The 17,926-nt window shown below is 68.3% G+C and carries 14 protein-coding genes and 1 tRNA gene; 8 read left to right on the top strand and 7 right to left on the bottom strand.

Features of this window, described 5'->3' with window-relative positions:
- Nucleotides 1–101: 101 nt before the first annotated feature.
- Entirely contained in the window at nt 102–1,616 is a 1,515-nt protein-coding gene (locus ACFOMP_RS03640; RefSeq protein WP_379027944.1) for a YifB family Mg chelatase-like AAA ATPase, read from the top strand.
- Between the two features lie 1,201 nt (nt 1,617–2,817).
- Here the strand turns inward: ACFOMP_RS03640 and gshB are convergent.
- The 3 genes from gshB to rsmI all read right to left on the bottom strand — a co-directional run bounded on the left by gshB (nt 2,818) and on the right by rsmI (nt 5,155).
- Complete coding sequence (gshB, locus tag ACFOMP_RS03645) at nt 2,818–3,768, bottom strand: glutathione synthase (RefSeq protein WP_289895118.1); 951 nt, start codon at nt 3,766–3,768, stop codon at nt 2,818–2,820.
- Between the two features lie 68 nt (nt 3,769–3,836).
- Entirely contained in the window at nt 3,837–4,250 is a 414-nt protein-coding gene (locus ACFOMP_RS03650) for a YraN family protein (RefSeq protein WP_289895116.1), read from the bottom strand.
- Nucleotides 4,247–5,155 (bottom strand): 16S rRNA (cytidine(1402)-2'-O)-methyltransferase, encoded by a 909-nt coding sequence (rsmI, locus tag ACFOMP_RS03655; protein WP_289895115.1) that lies wholly within the window; start codon nt 5,153–5,155, stop codon nt 4,247–4,249. The genes ACFOMP_RS03650 and rsmI overlap by 4 nt, the downstream gene beginning before the upstream one ends.
- 103 nt (nt 5,156–5,258) lie before the next feature.
- Between rsmI and ACFOMP_RS03660 the strand changes: the two genes are divergently transcribed.
- Genes ACFOMP_RS03660 through murJ form a run of 3 tightly spaced genes read left to right on the top strand, consistent with a single transcriptional unit; the run spans nt 5,259 to nt 10,829 of the window.
- On the top strand, nt 5,259–6,461 hold the full coding sequence (locus ACFOMP_RS03660; protein ID WP_379027947.1) for a penicillin-binding protein activator: 1,203 nt from the start codon (nt 5,259–5,261) through the stop codon (nt 6,459–6,461).
- A gap of 2 nt (nt 6,462–6,463) precedes the next feature.
- On the top strand, nt 6,464–9,274 hold the full coding sequence (locus ACFOMP_RS03665) for a [protein-PII] uridylyltransferase (RefSeq protein WP_379027949.1): 2,811 nt from the start codon (nt 6,464–6,466) through the stop codon (nt 9,272–9,274).
- A gap of 10 nt (nt 9,275–9,284) precedes the next feature.
- A complete protein-coding gene (gene murJ, locus ACFOMP_RS03670; RefSeq protein ID WP_379027951.1) occupies nt 9,285–10,829 on the top strand; it encodes a murein biosynthesis integral membrane protein MurJ in 1,545 nt (514 codons plus the stop codon).
- Here murJ and ACFOMP_RS03675 read toward each other — a convergent pair.
- A complete protein-coding gene (locus ACFOMP_RS03675; RefSeq protein ID WP_289895111.1) occupies nt 10,820–11,533 on the bottom strand; it encodes a rhomboid family intramembrane serine protease in 714 nt (237 codons plus the stop codon). The genes murJ and ACFOMP_RS03675 overlap by 10 nt on opposite strands.
- Nucleotides 11,534–11,616: 83 nt before the next feature.
- Here ACFOMP_RS03675 and trpS point away from each other — a divergent pair, with 83 nt between their 5' ends.
- Nucleotides 11,617–12,636 (top strand): tryptophan--tRNA ligase, encoded by a 1,020-nt coding sequence (gene trpS, locus ACFOMP_RS03680; protein WP_289895110.1) that lies wholly within the window; start codon nt 11,617–11,619, stop codon nt 12,634–12,636.
- 78 nt (nt 12,637–12,714) lie between these two features.
- Nucleotides 12,715–13,674, top strand: a complete 960-nt coding sequence (gene bmt, locus ACFOMP_RS03685; protein WP_379027953.1) for a betaine--homocysteine S-methyltransferase — start codon at nt 12,715–12,717, stop codon at nt 13,672–13,674.
- Here bmt and ACFOMP_RS03690 read toward each other — a convergent pair whose 3' ends face one another.
- Nucleotides 13,675–14,757, bottom strand: a complete 1,083-nt coding sequence (locus tag ACFOMP_RS03690) for a PA0069 family radical SAM protein (protein WP_379027955.1) — start codon at nt 14,755–14,757, stop codon at nt 13,675–13,677.
- Nucleotides 14,758–14,911: 154 nt separating this feature from the next.
- Between ACFOMP_RS03690 and ACFOMP_RS03695 the strand changes: the two genes are divergently transcribed.
- Together ACFOMP_RS03695 and ACFOMP_RS03700 are read left to right on the top strand one after the other, a co-directional pair.
- Nucleotides 14,912–15,079 (top strand): hypothetical protein, encoded by a 168-nt coding sequence (locus ACFOMP_RS03695; protein WP_289895107.1) that lies wholly within the window; start codon nt 14,912–14,914, stop codon nt 15,077–15,079.
- A gap of 83 nt (nt 15,080–15,162) precedes the next feature.
- Nucleotides 15,163–15,246 (top strand) — tRNA-Leu (locus tag ACFOMP_RS03700).
- A gap of 164 nt (nt 15,247–15,410) precedes the next feature.
- Here the strand turns inward: ACFOMP_RS03700 and ACFOMP_RS03705 are convergent.
- Both ACFOMP_RS03705 and puuE read right to left on the bottom strand, forming a co-directional pair.
- Nucleotides 15,411–16,238, bottom strand: a complete 828-nt coding sequence (locus ACFOMP_RS03705; protein WP_379027957.1) for a bifunctional allantoicase/(S)-ureidoglycine aminohydrolase — start codon at nt 16,236–16,238, stop codon at nt 15,411–15,413.
- 84 nt (nt 16,239–16,322) lie between these two features.
- Nucleotides 16,323–17,735, bottom strand: coding sequence for an allantoinase PuuE (gene puuE / locus ACFOMP_RS03710; protein WP_379027959.1), 1,413 nt, complete (start codon nt 17,733–17,735; stop codon nt 16,323–16,325).
- Nucleotides 17,736–17,926 lie beyond the last annotated feature (191 nt).

Here is a 17,926-nt window from a genome sequence, read left to right on the forward strand (position 1 = left end):
CATAGGCGGAAGCGGGCCGCGGAACAAGCAAGCTGCGCCCGTTAACCGATCTTTAAGCAACCGCGGGTTAACCAGAACCCGGTGTGACGTGGAGAGAGGTGATGGCGGCGATTGCCTATACCGTGGCCTTCGACGGGGTCGAGGCGCGGCTGGTCGAGGTGCAATGTTCGGTCTCGCCGGGCCTGCCGGGATTCGGCATCGTCGGCCTGCCCGACAAGTCGGTCAGCGAAGCGCGCGAACGGGTCAAGGCCGCCTTCGGGGCGCTTTCCATCGCCATGCCGTCGCGGCGGGTGACGGTGAACATGTCCCCGGCCGATCTGCCCAAGGAGGGCTCGCATTTCGATCTGCCCATCGCGCTTGCCGTGCTGGCCGCGCTGGAGATCGTGCCGGCCGAGGCGCTGGAGCGGGTGGTGGCGCTGGGAGAACTGGCGCTGGACGGCCGGCTCTCGCCGGTGGCAGGCGCCCTGCCCGCCGCCATGGCCGCCGCCGGGGACGGCCGGGCGCTGCTGGTGCCGCGCGTCTGCGGGGCCGAGGCGGCCTGGGTCGGCGCGGTGCCGGTCTTTGCGCCGCGCACCCTGCGCGAGGCGGTCGACCACCTGACCGACCGCGCGCCCCTGGCCCGCGCCGCGCCGGGCGAACTGGCCGAAACCGTGTTCGAGGCCGACCTTTCCGAGGTCAAGGGCCAGGAACGCGCCCGCCGCGCGTTGGAGATCGCCGCCGCCGGCCGGCATCACCTGCTGATGGTCGGCCCGCCCGGCGCCAGCAAGTCGATGCTGGCGACCCGCCTGCCCGGCATCCTGCCGCCGCTGACCCCGCCCGAGGCGCTGGAGACCTCGATCATCCATTCCGTCGCCGGGCTCTTGGCCGAGGGCGGCATCTCGCGCATGGCTCCCTTCCGCCAGCCGCATCACACCGCCTCGATGGCGGCGATGGTCGGCGGCGGCCGCAACGCCCGGCCCGGCCAGGCGAGCCTCGCGCATAACGGCGTGCTCTTCCTCGACGAACTGCCGGAATTCGAGCGCCGGGTCATCGACGCCCTGCGCGAACCCATCGAGACGGGCGAGATCCATGTCTCGCGCGCCAACGCCCATATCCGCTACCCGGCGCGTTTCCTGCTGGTTGCCGCCGCCAATCCCTGCCGCTGCGGCGAGATCGCCGACGCCGCCCGTGCCTGTTCCAAGGCGCCGCGCTGCGGGTCCGACTACCTGGGGCGGATCTCGGGGCCGATGATGGACCGCTTCGACCTGCGCATCGAGGTGCCGCAGGTCGCCATCGAGGATCTGGGCCTGCCGGCGACCGGCGAAAGCTCGGCCAGCGTTGCGGCCCGCGTCGCCGAGGCGCGCGCCGTGCAGGCCCGGCGCTTCGCCGGCCACCCGGCGGCACGGGTGAATGCCGACGCCTCGGGCCGGCTGCTCGAGGAGATCGCGCCGCTCGACAGCGAATGCCGGACGCTGCTGGTGCTGGCGGCCGAGCGGCTGGGCCTGACACCGCGCGGCTATCACCGCATCCTGCGCAGCGCCCGTACCATCGCCGACCTGGACGGCTCCCCGGTCATCCGCCAGCCGCACCTGGCCGAGGCGCTGTCCTACCGCTTGCCCTTCGGCCGGCCGGATTGAGGGCGTGCCCGCCGGTGCGTCGGCGGCAGGTCAGAGGCCGCGCGTCTTTGGGCTGGGTTCAGGCGACGTCTTGCCTTGCCGGCGTTATGGCCGCCTTGCGCTGGAGCTCGACGGATTCCCGCGCCGGCGGAGGGGTGCGGAACCCAGATCCTTGCGCAGGATGCCTTCATGAGAGCTCAGAACAGCGCCAGGGAAACGAAAGTCTTCGCACGGCGCCGACCTCGATCACGCCCCTTGCGCCAACGGCGTGCGGGGATCGACCTTGCCATGGCGAGGCTCGGCCGCCGGTCGAGGTGATGAAGCCGGTCATCGACGCGACTCATGCAGCGGCTTCACCTGGCGCGACTCGGAAGGCTCCCTGCCCGTCCGGAGGCAGCCCTCGGACCTGTGGCGGGCCGGTTCTGGCCCGTCATCGCCGCCGATGCCCGGACGACTGCCGGCCGTCTATGTCGGCATCTCGGCACATGCCGGCTTTGCGCCCGATGCCCTAGAGAGGCGGTTCACAACCGCCAACCGGGCAAGGGCAAAAGCACGGGCACGGGCACGGGCACGGGCACGGGCACGGGCACGGGCACCAAAGGCTGTCGCATCAGACAACATCTGCCGATATGCACCGAACGCCTGCCCGCGGCGAGCATCGAGTCCCCGGTCGGCAGCGCCGACAACAGCGATCACAAAGCCTTGGCCGACGAACGTCCGCGTCCAAGGCCGAGGTCGCCCCGCGCGCGGGACGTGGCGCAGGGTCATCGCGATGAAGCACCGCACGCCGGAAGAGGCGGGTGGGTTCAACAGCGGCCGTCTGCTCGAGCGATCGGGACATCCCGCCAACCGAAACCCACCTCGACGGAAACCGGCGCCATGGTCGCGGAACCAGCGTCAATCAGCCTCCGGCGAACCGGGTGCGGTCTCCTTCGTTGTGCAAAATGCCGGAAGCACCGCGATACTGACCGGATGTCGCCACCGGTGCGAAACCGGCCGCCATTTCCGGATGATCTGACAGCCCGGCTCTAATCCGCACCCGCATATTGCCAACCGGTGCTGCAGGCTCGCCATCCTTCAACCGGCAAATATCAGCGCCCCCGCAGGGTGCTGGGAATGCTGCAAGACGACGTCCAGCCACGGAACCATTCGCAATCGAGACTTCACCTGCCCGATAGTCCTGTCCGCCGCAGCCGTGTGCCGGTCCGGACGAACCCGGCCGTCAGCCTCGCTCAGCCAACCGTCGCTCGATCGCCTCCCAGATCAGCGCCGCTGCGTTGATGCCATCGAACCGCTCGAGTTCCTGGATGCCGGTGGGCGAGGTGACATTGATCTCGGTCAGCCAGCCGTCGATCACGTCGATACCGGTGAACAGCAGCCCCTTTTCGCGCAGAACCGGGCCGATGCGGGCGCAGATCTCGTATTCGCGCTCGGTGAGGCCGATCTTCTCCGGCCGCCCGCCGACATGCATATTAGAGCGCGCCTCGCCCGCCGCCGGCACACGGTTGATGGCGCCGACGGGCTCGCCATCGACCAGAATGATGCGCTTGTCGCCCCTGACCACCGCGGGCAGGTATTTCTGCGCGATGATCGGCTCGCGACTGTTGGCAAGAAAGGTCTCGACCAGCGAGGACAGGTTCGGATCGTCGGGCCGCATGTGAAAGATGCCGACCCCGCCATTGCCGTAAAGCGGCTTGAGGATGAAATCGCCATGCCGCTCTCGAAAGGCGCGGATTTGTGCCAGATCGCGGGTGATCAGCGTCGGCGGCGTCAGCTCGGGGAAATCCAGCACCAGAAGCTTCTCGGGGCTGTTGCGTACCCAGAACGGATCGTTGACCACATAGGTCGCAGGATGCACCCGCTCCAGCAAATGCGTGGTGGTGATGTAACCCATGTCGAAGGGCGGATCCTGCCGCAGCCAGACCACGTCGAATTCCGACAGGTCGACCTCGGCCCAGTCGCCGAACGTCACATGGTTGCCCTGCTCGCGCCGCAACGCAACGGGACGGCCGCGGGCCGTGACCCTTCCCTCGCAATAGCTCAGCCGGTCGGCGGTGTACTGGAACAGCCTGTGGCCGCGGGCCTCGGCCTCCAGCCCCAGCCGGAAAGTGCTGTCACCGTCGATCGAGACCTGCTCGATCGGGTCCATCTGCAGGGCCACATAAAGACTCATGTCATCATCCCCAGCCTGTTTCGAGCGATCTTGTCGCGCGCGCGGGCCGGGTTTGCAAGCCGCCGCGGTCAGTTCATGCCAAAGGCATTCTCGATGATCTCGACCCGGCCGAGTTGATCGACCAGTGCGGCATCGAACCGCATCACGGTCAGCAGCCCGGCCGGCAGGCGCCCGCAATATTCCAGCGCAGCCTGGCAGATCCGGGCGATCTGCCGGCCGCTGATCCGCTCGGCCGCGCGGGCATGACAACGCGATGTCTTGACCTCGACAAAGGCATATTCCTCGTCCTTGCGCAGGATGAGGTCGATTTCGCCGCCCCGGCCGTGCCAGCGCTCGGCCAGAACTTCATAGCCGCGCCGGCGATATTCCCGCGCCACCGATTCCTCGGCGAACCGGCCAGCCGACCAGGCGACGGCCCCGCGTCGTGCCCGGATGCCCGTGGCCGAGACAGGGGTTCCCTCGGAGATTCTTTCGAACTTCATTCCCGTTCCCTCTTCATCTCGACCGCCAGCGCATAGACCTCGCGCCGGGGCAAACCGAACCGCGCGGCGACCTCTGCCGCCGCCGCCTTCACGGGCAATGCGCCCAGCAATCCTTCCAGCGCCGCACGCAAGCTGCCCTCGTCCGCGACAACGGGTTCGGGACGCCCGAACAGCATCACAACCTCGCCACGCAATCCTTCCTCAGGGATTCTTTCGGCCAGCTCGGCCGCACTGCCCCGCATCACCTCTTCGAATTTCTTCGTCAGCTCCCTGCAGATCACCGTAGTCCGATTCGCCTCACTCTCGCACAGGTTTTCCAACAATTGCTTAACGCGTCTCGGGCTTTCGAAGACGATCACCGTCGCATCGATCTTTTGCCAGCTCGCGATCCATTTTCGACGCGCGCCTGCCGCTGCCGGCGGAAAGCCCACGAACAGGAAACGGTCGCTGGGCAGGCCCGAGACCGACAGCGCCGCCAGCGCCGCCGAAGGTCCGGGCAGCGCCCTGACGACAAATCCTGCCTCGGCAGCATCCCGCGCAAGCCGGTAGCCGGGATCGGCGACCAGCGGCGTGCCGGCATCCGAGGCATAGGCCACCGATTTCCCCTCGCCCAGCGCCGCAAGGATCGCCGGCCGCGCCCGGTCGGCATTGTGGTCGTGATAGGCGACGAGGCGCCGGCCCCGGACCGGAATGCCGTGAATATCCAGCAGGTGCCGGAGGTTGCGGGTATCCTCGGCGGCCAGCATATCGGCCGTGTTCAGCACGTCGAGCGCCCGGAGCGTGATGTCGCGCGCCGCTCCGATCGGGGTCGCGACCAGGTAGAGGCCCGGCTCGGGCGGGACGGCCGAGACGGTCAGGGAAACCGGCCGTGCGCCCGTCCCGGTTGTGCTGGCGCCATCCTCCATCGCGGATCCCTTTCTCTCTGCCGGGGCAAGTTGCCATGTCCGGAATATGCCAATAACCTGCCCTCATCAAACCCCCAGCCTCGATCCAACAGGGAATCACGCCATGACCGTCCTGAAAACGATCCGCGGCGCCTTCGACCTGCGCCGTCCGCTGGCGCGCGTCGGAGCTGTCCTTGCCGCCGTGACGCTTGCCGCCTGCCAGCCCATCGAGATGGGGGCCTCGGGTCCGCAGACCGGTCAGAACATCGACCCGTCGCAGCCGGTCCCGGTGGCGCTTCTGGTGCCGGGCGGCACCGGCAGCGCGGATCTGGACTGGCTGGCGCGGTCGCTGGCCAATTCGGCCAAGATGGCGGCAGCCGATGCGCGCGGCGCGACCATCGACCTGCGGGTCTATGACGCCGGCTCCGAGCCCGGCGCCGCCGTCGCCATGGCCAACCGCGCCGCGGACGAGGGCGCCAAGATCATCCTGGGCCCGCTTTTCGCCGACAGCGCCAATGCCGTCGGCAATGCCATGGCGCCGCGCGGCGTGAACGTGCTGTCCTTCTCGAACAATACCGACATCGCCGGCGGCAATGTCTTCGTGCTGGGCAATACCTTCGACAATGTCGCCGACCGGCTGGTGAAATACGGCGTCAGGAACGGCAAGCGCCGCATCCTGATGGTGGCCGAGGACGATGCCGCCGGTCAGGTCGGCGCCCGCGCCATCCAGCGCGCCGTTCAGAAGAACGGCGCCACCCTGGCCGGTACGGCGGTGCATCCGCTGTCCAAGCAGGGCATCGACGGCATCGTGCCGAACGTCGCCTCGGCGGCGCTGTCGGGCAATGTCGATGCGGTGTTCCTGACCGCGAACCAGGGCGCGGTGCTGCCCTATCTGACCGACCAGCTGGCCAAGGCCGGCGTCAGCTCGGCCACGGTGCAGATGATGGGGCTGACGCGCTGGGACCAGCCCTCGGCCCGGCTGCAGCTGCGCGGCGTGCAGGGCGGCTGGTTCGCCATTCCCGACACCACCATGAAGGCGCAGTTCGACCAGCGCTATCGCGCCGCCCATGGCGAGGCCCCGCATGAGCTGGGCTCGCTGGCCTATGACGGCGTCTCGGCCATCGCCGCCCTGGTGCGCGCCGGCAAGCGCAATGCGCTGACCACCTCGGGGCTGACGCAGAATTCGGGCTTCGCCGGGATTTCGGGCGCGTTCCGCCTGAAGCGCGACGGCACCAACGAGCGGGCGCTGGCCGTGGCCACCGTGCGCAACAATCAGGTGGTGGTGCTGGATCCGGCACCGCGCAGCTTCGGCGGCTTCGGTTTCTGATCTTGAGCGCCAAGGATACCGACGCCCTGCCGCAAAGCGCCCCGGCCCTGCCCGGGGCGCATTCGCTGTTCAGCCCTGAAAGCTTCTTGCCCGCGCTGTCCGAGGCGCTGGCCGACGTCGCGGAGCCGCGCGAGATCCGCGCCCGGACGGTGGCGATCCTGGCCGCGGCCCGCGCCGCCGCCATGGCCGACATCGCCGCGGGCTTCATGTCCCACCCCCGCGCGGCGCGCGAGACGGTGCGCGCCATCGCCAGCCTGACCGACGCCACGGTCGCCGCCGTGCATCACGTCGCCACCACCATCCTGCATCCGGTGACCACCCCCACCGATGCCGAGCGGCTGGCGGTGCTGGCCATCGGCGGCTACGGCCGCGCCGAGATGGCGCCGCAATCCGACGTGGACCTGTTGTTCCTGACGCCGTGGAAAATCTCGGGCTGGGTCGAGAGCGTGGTGGAATCCATGCTCTACATGCTCTGGGACCTGAAGATGAAGATCGGCCAGGCCACGCGCTCGGTCGATGACTGTCTGCGGCTGGGGGCCGGCGACATCACCATCCGCACCAGCCTGCTGGAGCACAGGCTGGTCTGCGGCCATGCCGCCACCGCCGAGACCCTGCGCGACCGGCTGTGGGCCGATCTGTTCGACAACACCGTCCCCGAATTCATCGAGGCGAAACTCGCCGAACGCGCCGAGCGCCACCGCCGCCAAGGCGGTCAGCGCTATGTGTTGGAACCCAATGTCAAGGAGGGCAAGGGGGGGTTGCGCGACCTGCAAACCCTCTACTGGATCGCGAAATACATCCATCGCGTCGACCGCGCCGTGGAACTGGTCGATCTGGGCTTCTTCACCCGCGAGGAGCACCTGACCTTCTGGCAGGCCGAGGATTTCCTTTGGGCGGTGCGCTGCCACCTGCACCTGATCGCCGGCCGGCCGCAGGACCAGTTGACCTTCGACATGCAGGTCGAGGTGGCCAGGCGCATGGGCTATCGCGACCTGGGAGGCCGCCGCGCGGTCGAGATCTTCATGCAGGACTATTTCCTGCATGCCACCAAGGTGGGCGAACTGACCCGCGTCTTTCTGGTCGCGCTGGAGGCGCGGCACCTCTACAAGGCGCCGATCATGAACCTGCTGTTCCAGCGCCGCCGCCGGGTCCGCGCCGGGTTCCGCGTGGATCGCGGCCGGCTGACCTATGTCGACGAAAAGCAGTTCCTGTCCGACCCGCTGAACATCCTGCGGCTGTTCGAGGAGGCGCTGCGCACCGGCATCCTGATCCATCCCGACGCCATGCGCGCCGTGGCGGCGAATCTCGAGACGATCGACGACCGCATGCGCTCGGACCCCGAGGCGGTGCGGCTCTTTCTGGACCTGCTGCTAAAGCACGGCAACCCGGAACGCTCGCTCAGACGGATGAACGAGCTTGGGGTGCTTGCGGCCTTCATCCCGGAATTCGCGCCGGTGGTGGCGATGATGCAGTTCAACGTCTATCACCATTACACCGTGGACGAGCACCTGATCCAATGCGTCGCCGCCCTGGCCGCCATCGAGCGCGGCGAGGATGCCGAGGATCTGCCGGTGGTCAGCAAGATCATGCGGGGCAAGATGAACCGGCGGGTGATCTACCTTGCCGTGCTGCTGCACGACATCGGCAAGGGCCGGGCCGAGGACCATTCGATCCTGGGCGCCCGGCTGGCGCGGCGCATCTGCACCCGCTTCGGCCTGCCGGCGGACGAGATCGAGACCATCGAATGGCTGATCCGCAACCACCTGCTGATGTCGGACGTGGCGCAGAAACGCGACATCGCCGATCCGCGCACGCTGCGCGACTTCGCCAAGGCGGTGAAGACGATCCGGCGTCTCGACATGCTGCTGGTGCTGACGGTCTGCGACATCCGCGGCGTCGGCCCCGGCACCTGGAACAACTGGAAGGCGATGCTGCTGCGCAAGCTGCACCAGGAAACCACGGCGGCGCTGGAGAACGGTCTTGAGGAGCTGAACCGCGACAAGCGCACCGGCGAGGCCAAGCGCTCGCTGCGGCACCTGCTGACCGCCAAGGGCTGGGAGCCCCGGGCGATCAAGGCGGAACTGGGCCGGCATTACGACAACTACTGGCCGGGCCTGCCGACCGACACGCATTACGTCTTTGCCGAGATGCTGAAGGATCTGGGCGATGACGAGATCCGCACCGACCTGCATCCCGACACCGACCGCGACGCGACCCGCGCCGCCTTCGTGCTGGCCGACCATCCCGGCATCTTCTCGCGCATGGCCGGGGCGCTGGCGCTGGTCGGGGCGAATATCGTCGATGCCCGCACCTATACCACCAAGGACGGTTTCGCCACGGCGGTGTTCTGGCTGCAGGATGCCGATGGCCATCCCTATGCCACCGACCGGCTGCCGCGGCTGCGCGCCATGATCCAGCGCACCCTGAAGGGCGAGATCGTCGCGCGCGAGGCGCTGGCCGGCCGCGACAAGCCCAGGAAGCGCGAGGCCGCCTTCCGCTTCCCGACCCATATCACCTTCGACAACGAGGGCAGCGACGTCTACACCGTCATCGAGGTCGATACCCGCGACCGCCCCGGCCTGCTTTACGACCTGACGCGGACCCTGGCCGACAACCATATCCAGATCGCCAGCGCGGTGATCGCCACCTTCGGGGCGCAGGTGGTGGACACCTTCTATGTCAAGGACATGTTCGGACTGAAGCTGCACCAGGCCGGCCGCCGCGAGTCGCTGGAAAAGAAGCTGCGCCAGGCGATCAAGGACGGCGCCGAACGGGCCGAAAAGGCCGAGCGACCGCTGGGCGGGACGTTCTGAGGGACCAAAGATGCAACCGATCAGACTAATCCGGGGCTTCCTCTCGGTGGGGGCGTGGACGCTGGGCAGCCGCGTCGTGGGCTTCGTCCGCGACGTGATGATCGCGGCCTATCTGGGCACCGGCCCGGTGGCGCAGGCCTATATCGTCGCCTTCACCCTGCCCAACATGTTCCGCCGCTTCTTCGCCGAGGGTGCCTTCAACACCGCCTTCGTGCCGATGTTCGCCAAGCGGCTGGAAAGCGACGAGAACCCGCGCGGCTTTGCCGAAGAGGCCTTTTCGGGACTGTTCTCGGTGGTGCTGATCGTCTCGCTGGTCGCGCATCTGGTCATGCCCTGGCTGGTGCTGCTGCAGGCGGCGGGCTTTCAGGGCGACGAGCGTTTCGAGCTTGCGGTGATCTATGGCCGCATCTGCTTTCCCTATATCCTGTTCATCTCGCTGACGGCGCTGCTTTCGGGGCTGCTGAACGCCGGCGGCCGCTTCATGGCCGCCGCCGCCGCGCCGGTGCTGATGAATTTCGTGCTGATCGCCGCCATGCTGCTGGCCGATTGGCGGGGCTGGGACATGGGGCTGGCCATGGCCTGGTCCACGCCCATCTCGGGCATCGCGCAGCTTTTCACCGTCTGGTGGGCGGCGAAGCGCATGGGCTTCCCGCTGCGCCTGCGTCGGCCGCGGCTGACACCGGACATGCGGCGGCTGCTGGCCGTCGCCGCGCCGGCGGTGCTGGCCGGCGGCGTGGTGCAGGTCAACCTGCTGGTCGGGCGGCAGGTCGGCTCGTTCTTCGACGGCGCCATCGCCTGGCTGACCAATGCCGACCGGCTGTATCAGCTGCCGCTGGGCGTGGTGGGCATCGCCATCGGCATCGTGCTGCTGCCCGACATCTCGCGCCGGCTCAAGAACGACGATACCGGCGGCGGCCGCCATGCTTATAACCGCGCTGCCGAATTCGCGCTGTTCCTGACCGTTCCGGCCGCCGTGGCGCTGGTGGTGATGGCCTATCCGCTGATCTCGGTGCTGTTCCGGCGCGGCGCCTTCCTGACCGCCGATGTCGGGCCGACCGCCGTGGCGCTGGCGATCTACGGCCTGGGCCTGCCGGCCTTCGTGCTGCAAAAGGTGCTGCAACCGCTGTATTTCGCCCGCGAGGATACCCGCACCCCGTTCCGCTTCGCGGTCTGGTCCATGGTGGTGAATGCGGTGGCGGCGCTGGGGCTGGCGCCCTTCATCGGCTTTTCCGCCGCCGCCTGGGGCACCACCATCGCCGGCTGGACCATGGCGGCGCAGCTTTGGCGCGGCACGAAAGCCTTTGGCGAGGCGGCCGAGTTCGACGACCGCTTCCGCCACCGCCTGCCCCGCATCTGCGCCGCATCCGCGGTGATGGGCGCGGTGATCTGGGGGCTGATCCTGGTCTTGGGCGACGCATTGGAGCAGTCCGGAACCCGTTACCTGGCGTTGGCCGCGCTGGTGCTGGCCGGCATGGCGACCTATGGCGCCGCGGCGCTGGTGCTGGGCGCCTTCCGGCCCTCGGACCTGCGCGCGGGCTTCCGCCGTCAGCGCTGACGGATCTGGCGCATCACGCGCCCGATCCCGCCCGGCACCACCAGGAACGACAGAAGGAAGCCGCAGCAGAAGCCGGCGATCTCGGCGATCCAGGTCAGGCTGCCATCCTGAAACAGGATGCCGAAGACCAGCTGGAAGGCCAGCAGCATGCCGATCAGCGTGAAGGCGCGCAGGCGGTTGGCGTTTTCCTGCCCCAGCCGGGTCCAAAGCAGGAAGGTGAAGGCGCCGACGAAGCCGTAGACCGCCGGATAGCCGCCGATCAGTGGCTGAAAGCGGAATTGCGGCAAAAGCCCCGCGGCCAGCGTATAGACCAGCGCCCCGCCGATGGCCGAGCCGAAGAACAGCGCCAGCACCGCCCAGGCGCGGAACTGGCTCGCGATCAGGTTCCCCAGCGCCAGGGTGAAGACGATCACGAACAGCGCATGGGTCAGCGACAGATGCACGAAGGGATAGGTCAGGATGCGCCAGCTCTGGTCCAGCAGGAACAGCTTCATCTGCCACAGCCGCAGCACGAATTCCGGGATATAGGCGGTGCGCTCGACGGCGATCTGGCGCATGGCGAGGCCGGCCCCCTGCCCGCCGCCGCCGACGAAGCCAAGCTGGCCCAGCCCGAACACCGCCTCGCTGGCGATCATCGGCAGGGCGATCATCCAGACCACGGCGGGCACGGGATTCAGCGGCGATTCATCGTAACCGGGTCGCATCTAGGCTCCTTTCCAGTGGGCTGTTGCGCCCGGACGGGGCAAGAGGTAAGCCAGCCCCCGGGATTTTCCAAGCAGGTAGTGCCATGACCACGAGCTTCGCCAAGCGCATTTTCTCCGGCATCCAGCCCTCGGGCGGGCTGACGCTGGGGAACTATCTGGGCGCGCTGAAACGCTTTGCGGATTATCAGGGCAAGGGGGCCGAGACGATCTATTGCGTCGTCGACCTGCATGCGATCACCGTCTGGCAGGAGCCCGAGAAGCTGAGGCACAACACCCGCGAGGTGGCGGCGGCCTTCATGGCTTCGGGCGTCGACCCCGAGGTCTCGATCCTGTTCAACCAGAGCCAGGTTTCCCAGCACGCGGAACTGGCATGGCTTTTCAACACCGTGGCGCGGGTCGGCTGGATGTATCGCATGACCCAGTTCAAGGACAAGGCCGGCAAGAACAGCGAGAACTCGTCGCTGGGCCTTCTGGCCTATCCCTCGCTGATGGCCGCCGACATCCTGGCCTATCACGCCACCGCCGTGCCGGTGGGCGAGGACCAGAAGCAGCACCTGGAGCTGACCCGCGACATCGCCGCCAAGTTCAACCACGATTACGGCGTCGATTTCTTCCCGATCACCGAGCCCCTGATCGAGGGCACGGCGACCCGCGTCATGAGCTTGCGCGACGGCGGCAAGAAGATGTCGAAATCCGATCCCTCGGATGCCAGCCGCATCAACCTGACCGACGATGCCGACGCCATCGCGCAGAAGATCCGCAAGGCCCGCACCGATGCCGACCCGCTGCCCGGGGCGATGGAAGGCCTGAAGGACCGGCCCGAGGCGAAGAACCTCGTCAACATCTACGCCGCGCTTTCGGGCGAGACCGGCGACCAGGTGCTGGCGCGGTTCGAAGGCCAGGGCTTCGGCAGCTTCAAGCCCGCCCTGGCCGAGATCGCGGTCGAGGTGCTGGCGCCGATCACCCGACGGATGACCGAGTTCATGGCCGACCCGGCCGAGATCGACCGCATCCTCGGCCGCGGCGCCGGTCAGGCGCAGGCCATCGCCGAGCCGATCGTCGCGCGCGCCAAGGACATCATGGGCATGATCCGCTCGCGCTGAGCGCCCGCAAATGTTCCAATGACTTCCCGGCAGGATGGGCTATGATTCCCCTCATCCTGCCGCAAAACGGGAAAGACCATGCCTGACCTGCTGTCGAGGATGCTCGGCGAACACCCCTGGCTTCTGGCCGACGGGGCGACCGGGACCAATCTCTACAACATGGGGCTGGCGCCGGGACAGGCGCCGGACCTGTGGTGCGAAACCCATCCCGACAAGGTGCGCGAACTGCACCGGCAGATGATCGCCTCGGGTGCCGACATCATCCTGACCAACAGCTTCGGCGCCAATGCCAGCCGGCTGCGGCTGGCCAAGGCCGAGGCCCGGGTCGGTGCGTTGAACCGCGCCGCCGCCCGGCTGGCGCGCGAGGCGGTGGCCGAGGCCGGCCGCGCGGTGCTCGTCGCCGGCTCGATGGGTCCGATCGGCGAGATCATGGCGCCGATGGGCCGGCTGACCGAGGCCGAGGCCACCACCATGTTCACCGAACAGGCGCAGGCGCTGAAGGAAGGCGGCGCCGATGTGCTGTGGATCGAGACGATCAGCGCCGCCGAGGAGATGCGCGCCGCCGCCAGGGCCGCGCAGGCCGTGCGCATGCCCTGGTGCGGCATGATGAGCTTCGAGCCGGGCGGGCGCAGCATGATGGGGGTGACGCCGCCGCAGCTCGCGGCGCTGATCGACCGGCTGCCCTATCCGCCGCTGGCCTATGGCGCGAATTGCGGCACCGGCCCGGCCGAGCTGCTGCTGGCGGTGGCGGGCTTCGCCGCCTCCGGCAACGAGCGGCCGCTGATCGCCAAGCCCAATGCCGGCGTGCCGCGCTATCAGGACGGCGGGCTGATCTATGACGCGACGCCCGAGGTCATGGCGGAATTCGCCGTGCTGGCCCGCGACATGGGCATCCGCATCGTCGGCGGCTGCTGCGGCACCACGCCCGCGCATCTGGCCGCCATGCGCGACGCGCTGGTCGAGGCGCCGCGCGGACCGCGCCCCACCCCCGATGCGATCTCGGCCCGCATCGCTGAAGCCATGGGACCGGGCGAATAGTCAGAACAGCGGCAACTGGTCCCCCGGCCGGGGCGGCGGGCCGAAGCGGCTGCAATCCAGCACCTCGGCTTCGCGCACCAGCCCCAGCCGCTTACGGGCCAGCCGGAAACGCTGGCGCAGGAGTTCCGCCTCGACCCCCTCGCCCCGCATCCGGCTGCCGAAACGCGGATCGTTGTCGCGCCCGCCGCGCATCGCCTGCACCCGCGCCATGACATGCGCCGCCTTGCCGGGATGGTGACGGTCCAGCCAGTCGCGGAACAGCGGCGCCACCTCCAGCGGCAGCCGGACCGGGATCATGCTGGCGGCGCTGGCCCCGGCATCGCGGGCGGCCTGCATGATGCGCTCCATCTCGTGCTCGGTCAGCACCGGGATCACCGGCGCCACCATGACCCGCACCGGCACGCCCGCCTCGGCCAGGCCGCGGATCATCCGCAGCCGGGTCGAGGGCGCCGGGGCCCGCGGCTCCATCTGCCGCGCCAGCTCCGCGTCCAGCGTGGTGATCGAGACGCCGGCCATCACCTGTCCCTTGGCCGCCATCGCCCCCAGCAGATCAAGGTCGCGCATCACCGTGGCACCGCGCGTCACCAGGCTCAGCGGATGGTTCCAGTCATGCAGCACCTGCAGACAGCCGCGCATGATGCCCAGCTTCGCCTCGACGGGCTGGTAGGGGTCGGTATTGGTGCCGAAGGCGATGGGCGCCACCGCATAGCCGCGCCGGCCGATCTCGGCTTCCAGCAGTTCGGGGGCATTGGGCTTGGCGGTAATGCGCGTCTCGAAATCCAGCCCCGGCGACAGGCCCAGATAGGCGTGGCTCGGTCGGGCAAAGCAATAGATGCAGCCATGCTCGCAGCCGCGATAGGGGTTGATCGAGCGGTCGAAGGGGATGTCGGGCGAGGTGTTGCGGGTGATGATCGAGCGCGCCCGCTCCTGCGCGACCTCGGTGCGCAGCAGGGCCTGTTCCTCGGGGATGTCCCAGCCGTCATGCTGGCGCTCGGCCTGATAGGGCTCGAAGCGGCCGGCGGGGCGCGAGTCGGCGCCGCGGGCGCGCAGGATCTCGTCGGGGTTGCGGGGTGGCAGGGTCATGCCACCACACTAGAACATTTAGCGAACATTTTCCAGCGCCGGCACGCATCCCCGCCCGGAATCGGCCGAAGCAGGCCCAACTGCCGCGCCGGTTGCGGCACGGGGCTTTTCGCCGGGGCATTTGCCACCCATATTGAGAAGAATGGAGGGTGCCATGCCGTTGCCGCATTTCCTGATCCTGATCCTTGCCGTGGTCCTGGCTGCGGGGCTGACGATCTGGGCGGCAAGCGCCGCGGGCGTTCCGCTGCTGGCCATCGGATTGCTGGCGCTGGCGGCGGCGGGCATCGCGCATCTGACCATGCGCGACCATCATTCCCGCTAGGAGCCACCCGGCAATTCCGCCGCCGCGAGCCGCGGAGATTGGCCTTGAGGGGGTTCCGGATTTGTGATTTGTAGAGGATCGTTGCGGGTGTGGTGGAATGGTAGACGCAGCGCACTCAAAATGCGCCGCCGCAAGGCATGTCGGTTCGAGTCCGACCACCCGCACCAATCCCCCCTCTGAATCGTTCCGGTAAATCGCGCCAAGCGGCGCGTCCCGCAGCCGGCCGTAGCACGGCCGGAGCTTCGGCGGTGCGGACGCGCGCCCCGGCTCACGCGCTGGCAGGAAAAAAAGCGGCAGCCGGCATGAGCATCATACCGGCTGCGTCGGAGCATCACTTCCAGATCGGCGCGTGGCGGTTCACGTCCTTGTAAAGCAGATAGCGGAAATTCCCCGGCCCGCCGGCATAGCAGCATTGCGGGCAGAAGGCGCGCAGCCACATGAAATCGCCGGGCCCGACCTCGACCCAGTCGCGGTTCAGGCGATAGACCGCCTTGCCCTCGATCACGAACAGCCCGTGCTCCATCACATGCGTCTCGGCAAAGGGGATCGAGCCGCCCGGCTTGAAGGTCACGATGGTGATATGCATGTCGTGACGCATATCGGTCGGGTCCATGAAGCGGGTGGTGGCCCAGCTGTCATGGGTATCGGGCATCGGGATCGGGGCGATGTCGCGTTCGTTGGCGACGATGACGTCGGGCTTCTCCAGCCCCTCGACGGCCTGCCAGCGCTTGCGCCACCAGTGGAAGCGCGCGGTCTCGGCGCCGTTCCTGACCGACCAGGCCAAGCCGGCCGGGATATAGGCGAAGCCGCCGGGCTGCAGATCATGCGCCTGGCCGTCGATGGTCAGCGTGATGGCGCCTTCGGTGACGAAGATCGCCGCCTGCACGCCCGCATCGTCCTCGGGCCGGTCCGAGCCGCCCTGCGGCTGCAATTCGACGATATACTGGCTGAAGGTCTCGGCGAAGCCCGAGAGCGGCCGGGCGATCATCCACATCCGCATCCCCGTCCAGCCCGGCAGGAAGCTGGTGACGATGTCGCGCATCGTGCTGGCGGGGATGACGGCATAGGCCTCGGTGAAGGTGGCGGTGTCCGTGGTCAGGTCGGTCTGCGGCGGCAGGCCGGCGAAAGGCCCGGCATAGGTCGGGGTCTTGGCGGTCATCTCAGGTCTCCGTTGCGCCGGGATCGCTTTGCCCGGTCCGTCTGTGGCGGTCCCGGCCCGCCATGGCGGCGGCCGGGGTCGGGCTCAGTTGCTGCCCAGCATCTGCTGCAGGCGCAGCGCGCCGATGCGGCTGACCTGGCGCTCGGCCTCGACGCGCTCGGTGGCGGTGTCGTTGTCGATGCGCCGGCGCATGGCGGCCATGATCCCCGGCTTGTCGTGGTCGCGCACCGCGATGATGAAGGGGAAGCCGTGCTTTTCCACATAGGCGGTGTTCAGGCGGTCGAACTCGGCCCGCTCGGCATCGGTCAGGCTGTCCAGCCCGGCGCTGGCCTGTTCGGCGGTGCTGTCGGCGGTCAGGCGCTTGGCCGCGGCCAGCTTGCCGGCCAGGTCCGGGTGCGCCAGCAGCACGGCCAGCCGCTCCTCGTCCGAGGCGCTGCGGAACACCTGCGCCATGCGCGCCGCCAGCCCGGCGGCGGTGTCGTGGATGGCGCCCATCTCGCCGTCCCAGACCCGCTCGGCGATCCAGGGCGAATGCTCGTAGATGCCGCCGAATGTCTCGACGAACGCCGCGCGCTCCATCTGCGAGGGGCGCGGTCGGGGCTGCCAGGGATGCGTCCCGGCCCAGTGCCGCGCGATGTCCAGCCGGGTGGCGAACCAGACCCCCTCGTGGTTGCGGGCATGGTCCAGGAAGCGCTTGACCGCCATGGCCCGGCCCGGCCGGCCGGCCAGGCGGCAATGCAGGCCGATCGACATCATCTTCGGCGCCCCGGCCTCGCCCTCGGCATAAAGCACGTCGAAACTGTCGCGCAGGTAGTCGAAGAACTCGACCCCGGTGCCGAACCCCTGGCCCGAGGAGAACCGCATGTCGTTGGCGTCCATGGTATAGGGCACCATCAGCTGCGGTTTGCCGTTGTGGACATGCCAATAGGGCAGGTCGTCGGCGATGGTGTCGGCCAGGTATTCGAAGCCGCCCTCCTCGCATCCCAAGCCCACGGTGTTCATCGAGGTGCGGCCCTGGTAGAAGCCGCGCGGCCGCTCGCCGGTGACGCGGGTGTGCAACTCGACGGCGCGGGCGATATGCTCGGCCTCGACCTCGCGCGGGATGTCGCGGTAGTCGATCCATTTATAGCCGTGGGTGGCGATCTCCCAGCCGGCCTCTTGCATGGCGGCGACCTGCTCGGGCGCGCGCTCCAGCGCGGTGGCGACGCCGTAAACCGTAACCGGCACGTCCTTGAGCAGGCGATGCAGGCGCCAGAAGCCCGCGCGCGCGCCATAGTCGTAGATCGATTCCATGTTCCAGTGCCGCTGGCCCGGCCAGGGCTGGCAGCCGATGATCTCGGACAGGAAGGCTTCCGAGGCGGCGTCGCCATGCTCGACGCTGTTCTCGCCGCCCTCCTCGTAATTGATGACGATCTGCACCGCGATCCGGGCGTTTCCGGGCCATTGCGGGTCCGGCGTCCGGGGCCCGTAACCGATCATGTCGCGGCTGTATCGCATCGCTTGCTTCCTTTTCCCTTTTCTGGCTGACTAGCACTCATCACCCTGCCGGCCTGTCAGGCAACCCGAGAATTTCTATAAACAGAGCCAAATTTTCCTTGAAAATACGGTTTATAAACGCTCTGTTGAAACTCTGTCGCTAGACCCTGCATGGTCGTTGAAGATCGCCGGGCATAATCTGGCCACCATGG

Source organism: Paracoccus simplex, from assembly GCF_042648325.1.
In the GTDB taxonomy this organism is placed as follows: Bacteria; Pseudomonadota; Alphaproteobacteria; order Rhodobacterales; family Rhodobacteraceae; genus Paracoccus; species Paracoccus simplex.

What these genes read in the sequence shown, in the direction of transcription:
- ACFOMP_RS03640 (WP_379027944.1), top strand. Translation starts at nt 102, where the DNA reads ATGGCGGCGATTGCCTATACCGTGGCCTTCGACGGGGTCGAGGCGCGG.
- gshB (WP_289895118.1), bottom strand. Translation starts at nt 3,768, where the DNA reads ATGAGTCTTTATGTGGCCCTGCAGATGGACCCGATCGAGCAGGTCTCG.
- ACFOMP_RS03650 (WP_289895116.1), bottom strand. Translation starts at nt 4,250, where the DNA reads ATGAAGTTCGAAAGAATCTCCGAGGGAACCCCTGTCTCGGCCACGGGC.
- rsmI (WP_289895115.1), bottom strand. Translation starts at nt 5,155, where the DNA reads ATGGAGGATGGCGCCAGCACAACCGGGACGGGCGCACGGCCGGTTTCC.
- ACFOMP_RS03660 (WP_379027947.1), top strand. Translation starts at nt 5,259, where the DNA reads ATGACCGTCCTGAAAACGATCCGCGGCGCCTTCGACCTGCGCCGTCCG.
- murJ (WP_379027951.1), top strand. Translation starts at nt 9,285, where the DNA reads ATGCAACCGATCAGACTAATCCGGGGCTTCCTCTCGGTGGGGGCGTGG.
- ACFOMP_RS03675 (WP_289895111.1), bottom strand. Translation starts at nt 11,533, where the DNA reads ATGCGACCCGGTTACGATGAATCGCCGCTGAATCCCGTGCCCGCCGTG.
- trpS (WP_289895110.1), top strand. Translation starts at nt 11,617, where the DNA reads ATGACCACGAGCTTCGCCAAGCGCATTTTCTCCGGCATCCAGCCCTCG.
- bmt (WP_379027953.1), top strand. Translation starts at nt 12,715, where the DNA reads ATGCCTGACCTGCTGTCGAGGATGCTCGGCGAACACCCCTGGCTTCTG.
- ACFOMP_RS03690 (WP_379027955.1), bottom strand. Translation starts at nt 14,757, where the DNA reads ATGACCCTGCCACCCCGCAACCCCGACGAGATCCTGCGCGCCCGCGGC.
- ACFOMP_RS03695 (WP_289895107.1), top strand. Translation starts at nt 14,912, where the DNA reads ATGCCGTTGCCGCATTTCCTGATCCTGATCCTTGCCGTGGTCCTGGCT.
- ACFOMP_RS03705 (WP_379027957.1), bottom strand. Translation starts at nt 16,238, where the DNA reads ATGACCGCCAAGACCCCGACCTATGCCGGGCCTTTCGCCGGCCTGCCG.
- puuE (WP_379027959.1), bottom strand. Translation starts at nt 17,735, where the DNA reads ATGCGATACAGCCGCGACATGATCGGTTACGGGCCCCGGACGCCGGAC.